The following is a 15,510-nucleotide window of genomic DNA, read 5'->3' on the forward strand; positions in this document are numbered from 1 at the left end:
TGATGTTTTTAGCTTAGTTATTCGGCAACTTCAAGCACTTTAGCATTTTGAATTTTTTCCATAAAATGTTCTTTTGAAGTGACATTCCATGCGGTTTCAAAAACAGTTCCCCAAATGGCAAGTACTTGTCCGGGTTTCATCTCGGTTTCAACAATTAAGTCCCAATGAAATAGACGGTTAATTTTTGCACGAAATTTTAAATTTGGATGCCATCGTACTTTTTCATGCCAATTTGGACCAAACTCAGATTTCCCCCACCAACGTCCGTCCGTGTGTAAAAATTGCCACGACGCATGGTACAATCCCTTGTGATGAAAATAACAAAATTCATCTGTCATTGCTTCTTCTTGGTTTTGTTGTTCTACATTCAATTCTTCAGCAGGTTTGAAACCTTTTAATACTAATTCGTGGTTTGAATTTTCATTTTTAGAATTCATCATGATTATTTTTTTATGGTTTGTAATGATACGAAAGTAGAAGACATGAAAGACAAAAACCAATAATCACGCGCACTTCAAGGGTTTATACGCTAAAAAAACGTATATATACGCTACCTTTTTTCACAACATCTATTGAAATCTTGCCTTTATACAATCAAGTAGACCAATGACGAAACCATTCTTTAGTTTCAAATAGAAGTACCGCAATTTTGACACACTGCGGAAGCTGAAAAGCAAAAAGAGTAAGCAACATAAATATTTTAAAAAATGAAAAAAATAGGTATCTATCTGTGTGTCATATTCTTATCAAGCTGCAATAAGCAATTGATGGAATATTGTAAAAAAGAAAATGCTGCTGCACTTGAAAAGTGTAAAAAAGAGTGCGAGTTGGCGTTACCGGATCCTTCAACAGGCTTAACCAAAGAAGAAGCGGTTAAAAAATGTAAAGAACGATGCTCCGTAAAAAATATGGAAGATCGTTTAAATTGTTACTACAGTCGAGATGCAAAATGCATCCGAAAATGTACGCGAAACAAAGCAAAAGAATGTCGAAAAGACAAAAGAGATTGCAGACGAATTGCACGAACTACAAAACGAAATTGTATCAATCAAGCAAGAGCCAACAAAAGAAACTGTATCCGAAATTGCAGAAGAAATTTGAGAGGACGACAGCGACGAAGATGCATTAGAAACTGCAAACAAACTTTTAGAGCTATACGAAGAAATTGCAAACGCAATTTTAGAACTGCAAAGCGTCAATGCAACACTGTCGATTGTAAAAAAAGTGTATTTTATGATGAATGTGTGAAAGACTGTGCCAAAAATTAGCGCCTTTTCAGGTAGAATTTATAATAATGTGAGTTCGATATAACTATTTTATTATATAACTGATTACTAATAGATTATACTCAATGTCAAATCGAGCATTATCGTAGATACCGAGCATAGCTCATGAGATTCCTTTGGAATTATCAATTCTTAGTTGTTCTCGACTGCGCTCGAACTGACAATTAGTTATTTCTCAGCGAATTATGAATTACATAGTGATTTCTTAAGTCGAACTCACGTTATAATAAGCAAAGTCATTTTTATCGCTGTAAAGATGACTTTGTTGTGTTTGTAAAATCATTTCTGCAACAAAATTATAAAAAGCGTATACTTTTCGTAGACATTCACAAAGATTGTTAGGTTTTGATTTGATTGTCGTTTTTAGCTTTTCTATCTTGAAAAAAACTTGTTTATAAGCCAATATGGAGTCTTTACGTCATCACTCTAAAAATTCGCCAAAGCATACTGCTGTGGCTAATGGCATTGCACAGCAAAAATCCCAAAAAACCACTTTTCAACTATTAGATAATCGTCCTGCAACCGTTATTCAACAAAAAAAGTGGCAACAAACTACTTCTTCACAAAACAGTAAAATAACGACTTCCAATGCTATACAACTTGTAAAGAAGTATGAGAAAAAGAAGAAGAAAAAAGTTACAAAATCAGGATATGAAAGTGATTCCGAAGATTGGGTGCCATCAAGTGCTCGACGCAAGCACAGACAAACTTTTAGCAAGAAGCTTCGAAGAGAAGTAATAATGCGAGGCGCGTTGCGAAATAAAAATCGAATGTATGTATGTCCTGGTTGCGGAAGACCATTGGCTGACAGAAAAGGACGAGAAATTAAAACTTTTTTTATTAGTAAATCGAAAAAGCGACATAATATCGTTTCGGCGCAACTAGATCATTATCCGCCGTGGGCTGGAAGATTGAAGAAATTAAAAGCAAAAAAGAAATCAGACGAGGAAATTCGTAAAGATCATGACGACCCAACAAGGTTGAGACCGTTGTGCCGTGAATGCAATCAGAGTCATAAATTTGAAAATGTAAAAGAACTGCCTGACAGCGGATATACCGATGATGAATACGAAAGCGATAACGAAGCAAGAGACAAAGAAATTTGGAAAAAATACCGAAAAGACGACGATGATAATGCAGGAACTGGTGGTTCGGGAATTACGGCGTAAAGTCTAAGCTATCTTTTTATCACAATTCACAAGGTAAAATGTTAAAATCGCGCTTTATTTTTTACTTTTAAGTTCACTTTTACTAAAAATCATGTCACAAAAAATACGTTGGGGAATTCTTGGGTTGGGAAAAATTGCACACAAATTCGCATCCGATTTACAACTTTCAGACACTGCTATTTTACAAGGCGTTGCTTCTCGAAGTCTAGAAAAAGCTTCGGATTTTGCTACAACCTATCATGCAAAAAAAGCTTTTTCTTCGTATGAAGCATTGGTCAAAGATGAAGAGATTGATATTGTATACATTGCCACACCACATGCGTTGCATTTTGAAAATACCATGTTATGTTTACAGCATAAAAAAGCAGTGTTATGTGAAAAGCCGCTCGGAATGCATCTCACAGAAGTGCAACAAATGATAGAAAAGTCAAAAGCACAAAATGTATTTTTGATGGAAGCCATTTGGACACGATTTATGCCTTCGTATCAAAAAGTACTAGAATTGTTGAACAAAAAAGCCATCGGAGAAATCATCAGTGTTCGAGCAGATTTTGGTTTTCAAACGCCATTTCAACCTGAAAGTCGTTTGTTTGATAAAAAACTAGGCGGCGGCTCGTTGCTTGATATTGGTTTGTATCCTATCTTTTTGAGTCTTACCGTATTGGGAATGCCTTCCAACATTAAAGCTTCGGCGCGATTTACCAAAACTGGCGTGGATAGTTTTTGCGCCATGTTGTTCGATTATGAAAACGGTCAAAAAGCGGTGTTGGAATCTACTTTTGAAGTCGATACGCCTACAGAAGCTTATATTTTTGGAACGAAAGGCGTGATAAAATTGCATCGTCGTTTTCATGAAGCCAATACTGTTTCGCTGATAAAAAATAATAAAGAAACCGTTTTCGAAGTTCCGCATGCAGGCATTGGATATATTCACGAAATTGAAGCAGTACACGCATGCATGCTAGCTGGCAAAACCGAACATCCGAAATTACCACTAGAATTCAGTCTGCAACTGATGACCATTATTGATAAGGTAAAATCTGCTATCGGATTGCAATACATTGTATAAAAATGGGCGTTTATAACTTTTTTAGTCGTGAAAACTTATCAAATTTGAATCCGCCAAGCGCAGGAGTTATTAAAGAGATTTTGTACGATATTGCTACTCCTGTTTTTGAAAAGCTCAACCTTCAAGCTACTGAAAATCCGTATGTTTGGATGAGCGATTTTAACGAAGAAGGAATTCGAAGAATAATTCAGTTTAGTTATCGTGGTACTGTTGGTAATTTTAGAATAGGAACCAATTTTGACTTTATGCCTGTCATCAATTCGAAACAAAACATTGTTTTCAAAAAAGAACAGTGTCATTTATTTGATGATGCACAAACTATTGTGAATAGCAAAAAAAGCATCTCGCTTTGGCATAAAAAATCATTTATTAAATCGTTGCAAAAACTAGTACATAAACGTATTCATAAAATTGACACATATTTAAGAAACACAAATACGATTTCGCAAAATATTATCATTGCAAATGCGCAATTACAACATCCCGATGAAGTATACCCAATTCACGAGCCAGCACTGCGTTATGTACTTGCTTTTTTACATGCCAAGTTAGGAGAAAAGGACAAAGCCATCGAATTGATGCAAGAACATTTGGCAAATAGACAACACACGCCAAAAGAAGTTTTAAACTATCTTGAAAAAGTGTGATTTATTTTTTTGAAACAAATTTCGTTCTCAATCGTTTATTGTATAAATAACATTACGAACCAAGAATTGAACCGTGCGGAATAACCTCATCATCAATAGTTTTTTAATTGGATTGCTTATCGCAATTAGTGTGGCAGCTTTTACTACGTATCGTCTTGAAACGAAAAAGCGTTCGCTTAAAGAGGACGTTATTGAACTTTCGGATATTAAATACGGAATGTTTAATGTGGATGCTTGGGAAGAACAATTTGCAACGATAATCACGAAAAAACTGGAAGAATTAGAACTTTCAGGTACGCAACGCGATGAAGCACGTGTGAAGATTAAAACATTTTTAAACGAATCGATTGATAAATTTGAAATTGCGTACAAATCAAAAAACGAGAAAAACGCAGATTTTTTAGGACTTTCATTACGTAATATTGGTGCGGATTATTTTCAGATTTTTGGCGAATTGAAAAATCAAATACCTGTCATTACGGAAGATATTCTCGATTTTTTAGAGAGTGAAGAAAATCGTGATGGCATCAAAAATTATATTTTAGCGCAAATCAATTCGTATACAGAAGGCACTTTTCAAAAGTTAGATTACACCACTTACAACAACATTGTATCCAACTATAATGCTGCTGACGGAAGCGAGTGTATCTCAATTATTTCTGATAAACTAGCGCAGGTTAAAAATCAACAAAGCACGTCCAATATTGTCATTGTCGCGGCTTTTTTGAGCATGCTTTTGTTGTTATTAGTGTTGAAAGAAACTTCCAATTTGAGAATTGCTATTTATATCGTTGCTGCCATTCATTTACTCGCGTTAGGTGTTTTTCTTCCGATGATTGATATTGACGCGCGCATTGCTTCGATGGAATTGCAATTGATGGGCGAAGCGATTTCATTTACCGACCAAGTGTTGTATTATAAGAGTAAAAGCATCATGGAAGTATCACACATCATGCTTTCGCAAGGAAAAACAAAAGTGATGTTGGTGGGTATATTGGTCTTACTTTTTAGCGTGATTTTCCCAGTTTCCAAGCTAATCTCGAGTATTGCGCTCATCTTTAAACGTTCCTTACAACACAACAGATTTATAAAATTTATGGTATTTAAAAGCGGAAAATGGTCCATGGCAGATGTGATGGTGGTTTCCATTTTTATGTCGTATATCGGTTTTACGGGCATCATTTCAGGACAGCTTTCGCAATTGGAAAACAGCATTGAAAATTTAGAAATTCTTTCCACCAACAAATCCGAATTGCAAAATGGTTTCTTCTTTTTTATGGGCTTTGTGATTTTTAGTATTTTTATTTCACAACGCATTCAGAAGTTGTTGAAAACGCCCGAAACAGTTGAAGTTGCCACGAAAGTCACAGACAATTCAGCATCCTAATTTTATCAAAAATCCAACGAAATCAATCCTTCTTTTACCGCTTTTATAATCAGCGTTGCTGTATTTCGCGCACCTAATTTACCAATCAAATTTTTGCGATGTCCTTCAATAGTTCGTGTGCTTAAAAACAATTTTTTTCCTATTTCAGTGGTCGTCAATCCTTTGGCAATCAATTCTAATACTTCCATTTCGCGTGAAGTGAGTTGGTAATTATTTCTGAGTGTAGGTGTTTTGTTCGATTTGTCTTTCAGACTTTTTAACATCGCATGCGATACTGATTCGTTAAAATAATGGTCTTCTTCGTAAACAGTTCTAATAGCTTCTTCAAATTCTGCAGGTTCGGCGTCTTTCATCAAATAACCATTGGCGCCCAATTCCATCAAATACGCAATCATACGTTCTTCTTTGTGCATGGTTAAAATGATAATTTTTAGTTCTTGATAATTACAGTCTTCTTTTAAACGTTTTAAGGTTTCTACGCCGTCCATTTTGGGCATTTCCAAATCGAGAAGAATGACATCTGGCGTATTGTTTTGGAGTTTTGTCAACAAATCTTGACCATTTTCTGCTTCTAGCGTCAGCTCAATATTGTCAAAATCGTCCACAATCAATCGGATGCCTTCGCGGAATAACGAATGATCGTCTGCAATGCCTACGGTGATAACTTTTTCATTCATGAGTAATTGGTATTTGTATGATTAATTTGATTCCTTTTGAAACTTCTTCATAGCGCAATGTGCCTAAAAGTGCCGATAAGCGACTTTCTATATTTTTGAGTCCGATGCCTTTCTTTTGCTGTATTGTAGATTCGTCAAATCCTACTCCATCATCTTGATATACGATTGTAAAATTCGTTCCTTCATTTGCGAACAGTATCGAAACTTTTGTCGCCTGTGCATGTTTTAAGGTATTATTGAGTAATTCTTGCAGAATGCGATATACGTTTAGTTCGTTTCTTTTTGATACAGTTTGAGTTGTTTTATCTGTAAAATGAATCTGCACTACTTTTAAATCGTTTACGGTAGCTACCAAGCTTTTTACCGCTTCCACCAAACCCAATCGCTCCAAAATAACAGGTCGTAAATCTTGTGAAATGCTTCGTACACCTTGAATCATTCGTTCAAATAAGGCATACATTTTTTCCGTAGTTGCTTGCAGTTTTTCTGGAGAAGCTTCAGGCGAAATTTGACTTAAATACAATTTCGTAGTTGTTAACAATGCGCCCACATCGTCGTGCAATTCTTTTCCAATTCGCGAACGTTCTTTTTCCTCGCTTTGGATGGCAATTTGTAACAATTCTCGTTGGTACGCGGCTTCTACTTGTTGATGTTTTTGCTGCTGCGCGAATAAGCGTTTTTGGTAAATGATGAAGAATACAATCACACCCAAAGCCAGCGCAAAAAGCACGACCATGCCAATAATGATAATTTGTAATGTTAGCGTCGAATCGGATTCACCCATACAGCAATGGTAAAAAAGAGCATTAATATGATATTGACAACCGCATGCAATCCCCACACTAAATAACTTACCGCATCAGGTTTGGTAAACATGCTATTGTTGATAAAAAACAGGATTAAGTTACTCGAAAAATAAATTAAAAAACCCGCATTGATCCAAAACATTGGCTTTTTTTCTAGCGGACTGTATATTTCTTCCTGCAAAAGCGCATAAAAATAACACAAACACAAAAAGATGACTAAAAATCCGAGCGTGGTTGTTACATTGGAATTGAACGTTGTCAACGCTTGAAAACACAACATGTTTACTATCGCAAATACTGTAAAAATCACTCCGGCACTCATAAAAACATGCTTTGAAAACAGTTTTTTCAGTGCTTCTTTATACAAATTAAGAATCAGCAAACATTCTACAATACTGTAAAAATGATATACGGGTAAATTGTTCTCTTTTCGATACCACAACGCATTCGCAATCGCTTCTACAATACAAATTGCAATCAGTAAATACAGTAATTTTCGCTGAATGCTTGTCAAGCGACGACGTTTCCAAAGTGCCAAACACAATGGCAACAATACGCCAAATGACGAGATGAGTCGCAGGTATCCAAAAAGTTCTTCACTCATGTTTTTCAATTAACATGTTGGCGGACACGGACTGGAATATTCAATAAAGGTTTCTCCTTTGGAAAATTCCAAAACACTTTTCAACCCGAACGATAAGTCGTTTTTGTCTACTGCCGAATCGTATTGAAATCCTAAAACTGGCGTAAACGAAATTTGAGTTTTATCGGAAAACTTGTTCATATCGATTCCTGAATACAGCGTGATTCCAGTCAATTCAGGCAATTTGCGAATCACTTCCGTAAGTATTTTTTCTTTTACTTCAAAGTATTGCACACGAAGTAAGGTATCAAATCCGTTGGCTGCTTTTTTAGAAGCAAAAAACAAATCGTCTACTAAATTTGCATCAATCGTGTCCCAATTTTGACAAATCATGTCTTTAAATAATTTTGGAACGACTTCTAAATCTCCAGAACTTGATTTTCTATTTTCTGTAGCATGCAATTTGAATTGATGCAATTTATCATCATCCGTTAACACTTCTAGCACTGGAAAAAAAGTAAACGCAGCTTTGTTTGGAGGATTTAATGCTAGATAAATTCGCAACCGTTTGATGGTTTTTTTTATGCCTTCAAACTTAATAACATCCTCAACCTTATCCATGTCAAAGTCGCTCGTACGCTCATATTGCTCACCTTTGAGTCGATGAAAATGATGTGTTAATTGCAACATATCTTCATGTGCCCAGCGTTCAATATGCTCTGAAAATTCATTTGTTTCTTTAGGATGATTCATAATACCGTAGTTTCAATGATTATATATGGTTTTGATAGATTGTATTTCCTATAAAACTAGCTAAAAAACACTATATTTTTCGCTTTTCATATAGCAAATACGTATAAACCACTTAAAATCACGGGAAACTACGGAGTTGTATTTTTATGACATTTTACAAATGATATTTCAAGCTAAAAATCACATAACGCGGCTGAATAAAATATTCGCTCGTACTGGTTAAGAAATTATTCGAATTGTCTTGATTGAGCGATGTTGTATTAAGCAAATTCGTTCCGCTCACAGCATATTCCCAAGGATTGTCCTTTTTTCGGTATGACAATTCCGCTTTTAAAAAACTGTAACTGTTGATGGTTTGTGCTTCGTTGCTGTAGTTGAAATACGAATAGTCAGCCGTAAAAATGAAGCTTTTTAAGAAATATGCATCCACATTTACAAACGGATTGCTCGTGATGAATCGGTTGGAATTTTGTCCTTGCTCGTAATCGTTAATCGTTAAATTGTAGCCCACTTCAATATTGGGCGCATCTCTAAAATTGGTACTGACGCGCGTGCTATAATTCTGTGTGAATGATTCGTTGACATTGCGCAAACCATTGATTTCTTGATTAAATCGCGAGAACGAAAAGGTGCCGCTCACAGAGGCTTTTATTTTTCGAAACGTACGCTCAAAACGTCCGTTAGCGGTAATACTTTCGTCTGCAAAATTGGAATTGAACGGCGTAGAAACGGTATTGGTACTTAGCACATCAGGATCACCTGCATTTTCACCTGGAATGACTAAAAATTGTGAACGATTTCGAATCGGATCGATGCGCTTGTTATAGTTTATAAAACCAAAAATATTGGTATAATTAAACAGGTTGAAGCTAAAGTAACTCAAATTCAAATTGTGCGACAAAGCGTTTTCAAGCGTTCTATTTCCTCTAAAAATGGAATTGAAATTGTTAAACACCAAACCTTCTGCCAAATTATTCACATCGGTAAAATCGGTTTGCATTCGATAGGAAAAATTCAGCGTTTCAGAATCTTTAAACTGTACTAAAATATTCGCATCTGGCAAGAAACGCGTAAAGGCATCTTTAAATTCTGAACCAAATTGTGCATTCTTTACACCGTACGCATGTGCCGTAATTCCTGGCGTAAATGTAAATTTCCCTGATTTTATCTTATAGTGCAATCCTAAAAAAGTATCTGAAAAATTATACCGAACATCGTTTGCAATGGCTTCTTGCGGATTTGCCAACGTGAGTTTGCTTCCGCTATCTAACAACTGAAATATTTCTGAGTCAAATTGCTGTGTACTCAATGTGGTTCCCACCGTAAAATTCAGATTGCTTTTTTGATTCAACACGTACCAATAATCCAATCGTGCGTCAAATTTGTTGGTTTTTACACGTCTGTCTTGCGCAATGTCTAAAAAGTTTTGCGAGGTATTTAAGCCTAACAAATCTGTGAAACGGAATTGTTCACTTTGCGCCAAACGTGCGTTGTAAAACGGATCTTCATCTTGTAACAAATGCTGCGCTTCCAAGGCAAAAATATGCTTGTCGCTCAAGGTGTAATAGTAATTCAAATTTTGATTGAAACTGTATGGATTTTGCGATTGTCGCTCGTCAATATTTCCTAATAACGACGAAAAGAAATCTTCGGTTTGCGTTTGTTGCGACACTTTTGCAAACACATCATAATCCAATTGATTGTTGCTATTTGGCTTGTATGTTGAACTTAGCTTTAACAATCCCAAATCCGTTTTTTGGCGTGTGGTCGTCGTTGTGATTTCATCAGGCGTATTTTCGTCGATATAATCGTTCAAACTATTTTCTTCGAGTTCCGTTCGTGAACCTGAATAGATGGCAAAACCGCTAATATCCCAGGTCTTTTTTGGCGAATAACTAAAGTTTGCCGCACCAAATTTGGAGTTGATATCTTTCGCACGATTGTTTCGCAAGGTCAAAAATCCGATATCGCTTGTGGCTACGTTAAAGTTTGTTCCTGTGTTTCTAGCGGCACTTCTAAATCCGCCCGTAAAATTAAAATAATCGCGCGGTGTAAATGGAATCGCGCCAATATTGTTGATATCTGTGATAAGATTAATGCTGTATTTTGGACTGTAATAAAACAAACGCGGATTGGCAACATAGCGTTCTTCTGGACCGATTCCGCCCGTAATTTCACCAAACCAAAAGTTTTTCTTGCCTTCTTTCAGTTTGATGTTTATCATCACATTATCTTGATCATTTCCAAGTCCTTTTAATTGTGAAACTTCGTTGCTGTTTTTCAACACTTCTACTTTGTCAACGGCGTCTGCGGGAATGTTTTTTGTAGCAAGTTTGCTATCGCCGTCAAAAAAATCCTTGCCTTCAACCATGACTTTTGTAACCGTTTTTCCTTCCACTTCAATGTCACCTTCATCACTGACTTCCACGCCTGGCAGTTTTTTCAAGACATCGCCTAATTTACGCTCGGAGCCATTTTTGAATGAGTCGGCATTGTATACAATCGTATCGCCTTTAATGGTTACGGGCATTTCGTAGGTGAGTTCTACCGCTTCTAGCCTTTCGTCAGCTTTCATCACAAAATCTTTTTGGATATCAACTTCTTGGGTTTTGATAGAATCGTTGATAGTTGCCAAACCGATAAAACTTACTTTGATGGCATATTCGGTATTCTTCTTCAAGGCAAGTCTGTAGCGACCTTCGTTGTTGGTAATTCCGTACGATTCTAAAGCGTTGGTAGCTTTATTAAGTGCGATTACATTGGCGAGTTCTATAGGTTTTCCGATAGAATCTCGAACCGTTCCTTCCAGTTTAATTTGGGCAATAGAAGCCTGTGCTATGAAACATAGCAGTATACAGATTATATTTTTCATTGGATTTTTCTTCTGAATGGTTACAGGAAGGAAAGGACGTATTTTTTATCCTCTACCTCTGCCACGACCGCGACCACGGTACATTTCGCGCATTTCCTGCATTTTTTTCATTACAATATCATTGTATTCTTTACGCGTCACAACGTCTCCCTTGTCTGGAGCTTCAATAGTTTCTTTTTCGCCTGGATTCATCACAATTTTAGAACATAAAATCGTGGTTCGATAAGCGCTTACTTCTAAAATTAATCCTGGTAATCCCCAAAATTCTCCAGGTCCTTGATTGATTGGTATGTCTAACGTATACCACGCTGTGACTAAAATTTCTTTTGGAATATCTATTTGACTAAACGGATCGTTTGCAGCTTTGATAGAGTCTTGCTTTTTTTCTTCGGCAGTTTTTTCTTTGTCATTATTGTTTCTTCTTGGACGCATCGCACTAAAATCCAAATCGTCTACTTTTTTCAATGCGGTAGCTTTAAAACACAAATATTTTCCTATCTGTTTTGTTTCGCCTTCCATTTTCCACTCTAGCTTTTGTAAACTGTCTTTGATTAAGAATTTTTTACCGAAAAACTCTTTCGATTCAATCAAAACGCCTTCTTTCAAATCTTTGTATTGCGGTCCTGGTGAAAAACTTCCCATCATAGCACTTCCAAAACCGCCACCTCCACGACCTGGCGCATCAATTTTGTCTTCTTCCTTGTAGATAGATGCTGACTGATTAAAGTCTAAAATATATACTTTTTCCAAGAAGCTTTTCATGCGTTCCGCAATTCGCTTTTTTTGCTCGGTTGATAATTCTCTACCGCGTGGTCCCCAACTATCAAAGTCCATCGTGGTTTTGGATTGGTAATACGCTTTTCCTTGAAAATTTTGAGCAAATACGCCTGTTGTACATAAAACTAAGCTCCAAAGTAATAATCGTTTCATCTGTCAGATCTTTATAAGTTTGTTGTTATTGTTATGTTTGTACATAACAGCGTAAAAAGTTACACTTTTTAACTTCATTAAGACCCTAATTTTTAGGTAGAGTTTAAGCGATTTTTGTTAAAATTTTCTTAAAGCTGCTGCAAGATTCCGTTGTACTGTTCGTTTTTTTGATGATTTATGGGAATTAACCGCCAATTTCAATTCTAATTTCGTTGCCGTCACCACGTCGGTTACTGCGATAACGTTCCATCATTTCTTTGGATTTTTTGTCCATGATTTCTTGAAATTCTTTACTATTGACTTTTTTTCCGCTCGTCGGCTCTTTAATCGCTACTTTGTCCTTTGGATTCATCACAATTTTACTGCATACAATCGTTCGCGTGCCATCGTTTACTTCTAGAATCAATCCTGGCAATCCCCAATACATATCTGGTCCAGAATTCACTGGAATTTCTGGTGTGTACCAAGCTGTTACGGTTACTTTTTCGGTAGTTACTTCTGGCTCTTCATCGTTGGAACCGACAGACATCGAAGTCATTTTTTTCATTTCAATCGTACGTGTTGCTTTGTAACATGTGTACTGACCGATGAATTTGGTTTCGTTTTCCAATTTCCATTCCTTGTTTTCTAGCGCATCTTGTACTAAGAATTTTTTTCCTAAAATTTCTTGTGCGTGTGCGTATCGTTTTTCTTTGGTGTTTTTGTACAACTCTGTTGATGCACCATCGCCCATCACCATGACTTGAAATCCATTGTTTCCTTGTGGTGTTGGTGCAGCTAGTTTTTCTTCTTGTTTGTACACAGATTCGGAAGGTGTAAACGTTAAACTGTATTCTTTTTGAAATTGTTTTTGCAACATGGCATTTAACTGTTCTTTCATTTCTTTGTTGATGCCTTGTGCCGTAGAAATACTGTCCATTTTAAAGTCCATTTTCATGCTGGTTTTATAGGTTGCGACACCTTGAAAATCTTGCGCAAGCATAATAGAACTAATCAACATGAAAATAGATACGATGATTGATGTGGTATAATTTTTCATAATTCGTGAGTTTTTAGTTTTTGATGGTACAAATATGAAGTTCTTTCTTTTTGTTTTGCGTTAACGAACGTTAACGAGTGTTAACCGATGCTATTTTTGCCAAATAACTTCTTACTTTTGAGATGTAATTATACTGAAAATGAAGCAAAAACATTCTTCTTGGATTTTATATGGAATCATTGCGACGATAGCAATTACGATTGCTGTTCAAGTATATTGGAATTATAAAAATTACATCGTTAATAAACAACAATTCATCAATCATGTGCAAATAAGTTTGGATAATGCGGTGGAAGCTTATTATGCCGATGTTGCCAAGCGTGAAAAGATGATGTTTATTACAATGGACGCTAGAAGCTCTGCAAAAGATTCTGGCGCATTTGAAAAATTGCGAAGCGTGAATTTTGATTCTATTATAACAACGTTGGAAAAACAAATTTCAAAACATGGCGAAACCTTTATTATCGATTCTGGTGCTACTGATTTTACAAGAATAGATTCTATTCATTTCACCAATATACAGCAGAAACAAAAGACTCCGTGGCATGTAAAACAACGAGACAGCATTCGTTTATTCAATCAAATTTCTTCTTTGTACATCTCAATTTCGGAAGATTCGCTGAATTTTAAAAAGCTACAAACGTTTTTAGATACCGAACTGCATCGCAAACAAATTGACATTCCGTATAGCTTGCAACTTTCCATCAATGATTCTATTGTGGAAGAAATGCACACCGAGACACTTCCCACTAAAACCTTAAAAACATTTTCAAAATCTGCTTATTATAAACCAGGCGAAAAATTGGCATTAGAGTACGCCAATATTACGATGCCTGTATTGAAAAAGAGTATGTTTGGCATTTTGATTTCAACCTTACTTTCGTTGGCAATTATCAGTTCACTGCTGTATTTATTACGTGTGATTCGCCGTCAGAAGCAATTGGCGGAAATTAAAAACGACTTGATTAGTAATATTACACACGAGTTTAAAACGCCCATTACGACCATTTCAACAGCCTTGGAAGCGATTCAACATTTTGGCGCGATGAAGGATCCTGAAAAGACACAGAAATATTTGTCTATTTCAGATAAACAGTTGAAAAAATTGCACGTAATGGTAGAAAAATTACTGGAAACTGCCACACTTGATAGTGAAAAACTACTACTCAAAAAAGAGTTGGTTGACATGGTCGATTTCGCACAAAAAATCACCGATAAGCAACGGACACTTTCTGGCGAAAAAACACTTTCGTTTCGAAGTAATGTTTCGGAATTACCTGCAGAAATAGATACGTTTCATTTTGAAAATGCGATGACCAACTTGATTGATAATGCACTGAAATATGGCGGAGATACAATTGAAGTCAATATTGCCAAAGTGTTGGAAACAATCGAAATTACCGTTTCAGACAATGGAAATCCGATTGATAAATCGCAACGCGACAAGATTTTTGATAAGTTTTACCGCATCCCGAAAGGAAATACACACGATGTAAAAGGTTTTGGTATCGGATTGTATTACACAAAAAAGATTATCGAAAAACACGGTGGCACCATTCAATTAGTGCCAAATACCAATCATACGATTTTTAAAATTACGCTTTTCTCATGACCAAAAATACCATCAAATTATTGCTAGCAGAAGACGAACCTGCGTTAGGACAAATTGTAAAAGAAAGCTTGGAATCGCGCGATTTTGAAGTGTTTTTATGTGAAAATGGTGAAATTGCGGCTAAAACCTATCAAGAAGTACAACCTGATATTTTGGTGTTGGATGTGATGATGCCGAAGAAAGATGGTTTTACGTTGGCAAAGGAAATTCGTCAAGAAAACGCAGCAATTCCGATTATTTTTTTAACGGCAAAATCGCAAGTAAAAGATGTGGTGGAAGGTTTTCAACACGGCGGAAACGATTATTTGAAGAAACCGTTTAGCATGGAAGAATTGATTGTACGCATTCACGCGCTGTTGGACAGAATTCACCTGAAAAAAGACCATACAAAAATTCCAATTGGCAAGTATATGTTCAATCACACACAACAACAATTGCTTTGGGAAGAAACGCCAATTCAACTCACACATCGCGAATCTGCTTTGTTATTTCACTTGTCAGAAAAGCGAAATTCGGTGCTCGACAGAACCTTTATTCTGAACAAACTTTGGGGCGACGACGATTTTTTCAACGCGCGTAGCATGGACGTGTTTATCACCAAACTCCGCAAGAAACTGAAAAACGATCCTGACATTCAGATTGTCAATGTACGTGGTTTTGGGTATAAGTTGATTTGTTGA

The 15,510-nt window shown here is 36.2% G+C and carries 15 protein-coding genes; 7 read left to right on the top strand and 8 right to left on the bottom strand.

The window, feature by feature from the left end; all coding sequences use genetic code 11:
* Positions 1–17 precede the first annotated feature (17 nt).
* A complete protein-coding gene (locus C8N46_RS01415; RefSeq protein ID WP_146169694.1) occupies positions 18–440 on the bottom strand; it encodes a hypothetical protein in 423 nt (140 codons plus the stop codon).
* Between the two features lie 502 nt (positions 441–942).
* Between C8N46_RS01415 and C8N46_RS20265 the strand changes: the two genes are divergently transcribed.
* The 5 genes from C8N46_RS20265 to C8N46_RS01440 all read left to right on the top strand — a co-directional run bounded on the left by C8N46_RS20265 (position 943) and on the right by C8N46_RS01440 (position 5,558).
* Complete coding sequence (locus C8N46_RS20265; RefSeq protein ID WP_158269047.1) at positions 943–1,101, top strand: hypothetical protein; 159 nt, start codon at positions 943–945, stop codon at positions 1,099–1,101.
* Between the two features lie 589 nt (positions 1,102–1,690).
* Positions 1,691–2,455 (top strand): hypothetical protein, encoded by a 765-nt coding sequence (locus tag C8N46_RS01425; protein WP_108113069.1) that lies wholly within the window; start codon positions 1,691–1,693, stop codon positions 2,453–2,455.
* Positions 2,456–2,546: 91 nt separating this feature from the next.
* Positions 2,547–3,524 (top strand): Gfo/Idh/MocA family protein, encoded by a 978-nt coding sequence (locus C8N46_RS01430; protein ID WP_108113070.1) that lies wholly within the window; start codon positions 2,547–2,549, stop codon positions 3,522–3,524.
* A gap of 2 nt (positions 3,525–3,526) precedes the next feature.
* Positions 3,527–4,171 (top strand): hypothetical protein, encoded by a 645-nt coding sequence (locus tag C8N46_RS01435; RefSeq protein WP_108113071.1) that lies wholly within the window; start codon positions 3,527–3,529, stop codon positions 4,169–4,171.
* Between the two features lie 73 nt (positions 4,172–4,244).
* Positions 4,245–5,558, top strand: a complete 1,314-nt coding sequence (locus tag C8N46_RS01440) for a paraquat-inducible protein A (RefSeq protein ID WP_146169695.1) — start codon at positions 4,245–4,247, stop codon at positions 5,556–5,558.
* Between the two features lie 5 nt (positions 5,559–5,563).
* Here C8N46_RS01440 and C8N46_RS01445 read toward each other — a convergent pair whose 3' ends face one another.
* The 7 genes from C8N46_RS01445 to C8N46_RS01480 all read right to left on the bottom strand — a co-directional run bounded on the left by C8N46_RS01445 (position 5,564) and on the right by C8N46_RS01480 (position 13,218).
* Positions 5,564–6,235, bottom strand: coding sequence for a response regulator transcription factor (locus C8N46_RS01445; protein WP_108113073.1), 672 nt, complete (start codon positions 6,233–6,235; stop codon positions 5,564–5,566).
* Entirely contained in the window at positions 6,228–7,019 is a 792-nt protein-coding gene (locus C8N46_RS01450) for a sensor histidine kinase (RefSeq protein ID WP_108113074.1), read from the bottom strand. The genes C8N46_RS01445 and C8N46_RS01450 overlap by 8 nt, the downstream gene beginning before the upstream one ends.
* Positions 6,995–7,645, bottom strand: coding sequence for a hypothetical protein (locus C8N46_RS20270; RefSeq protein WP_158269048.1), 651 nt, complete (start codon positions 7,643–7,645; stop codon positions 6,995–6,997). Before C8N46_RS20270 ends, C8N46_RS01450 begins: the two co-directional genes overlap by 25 nt.
* A 9-nt stretch (positions 7,646–7,654) precedes the next feature.
* Complete coding sequence (locus C8N46_RS01465) at positions 7,655–8,377, bottom strand: hypothetical protein (protein ID WP_108113077.1); 723 nt, start codon at positions 8,375–8,377, stop codon at positions 7,655–7,657.
* Between the two features lie 154 nt (positions 8,378–8,531).
* Positions 8,532–11,249, bottom strand: coding sequence for a carboxypeptidase-like regulatory domain-containing protein (locus C8N46_RS01470; RefSeq protein ID WP_108113078.1), 2,718 nt, complete (start codon positions 11,247–11,249; stop codon positions 8,532–8,534).
* Positions 11,250–11,294: 45 nt separating this feature from the next.
* Complete coding sequence (locus tag C8N46_RS01475; RefSeq protein WP_108113079.1) at positions 11,295–12,179, bottom strand: GLPGLI family protein; 885 nt, start codon at positions 12,177–12,179, stop codon at positions 11,295–11,297.
* A gap of 184 nt (positions 12,180–12,363) precedes the next feature.
* Positions 12,364–13,218 (bottom strand): GLPGLI family protein, encoded by an 855-nt coding sequence (locus tag C8N46_RS01480; RefSeq protein ID WP_108113080.1) that lies wholly within the window; start codon positions 13,216–13,218, stop codon positions 12,364–12,366.
* A 139-nt stretch (positions 13,219–13,357) separates the two neighbouring features.
* Between C8N46_RS01480 and C8N46_RS01485 the strand changes: the two genes are divergently transcribed.
* Both C8N46_RS01485 and C8N46_RS01490 read left to right on the top strand, forming a co-directional pair.
* Positions 13,358–14,830, top strand: a complete 1,473-nt coding sequence (locus tag C8N46_RS01485; protein WP_108113081.1) for a sensor histidine kinase — start codon at positions 13,358–13,360, stop codon at positions 14,828–14,830.
* Positions 14,827–15,510, top strand: coding sequence for a response regulator transcription factor (locus tag C8N46_RS01490; protein ID WP_108113082.1), 684 nt, complete (start codon positions 14,827–14,829; stop codon positions 15,508–15,510). Before C8N46_RS01485 ends, C8N46_RS01490 begins: the two co-directional genes overlap by 4 nt.

It is taken from the genome of Kordia periserrulae (genome assembly GCF_003054265.1).
In the GTDB taxonomy this organism is placed as follows: Bacteria; Bacteroidota; Bacteroidia; order Flavobacteriales; family Flavobacteriaceae; genus Kordia; species Kordia periserrulae.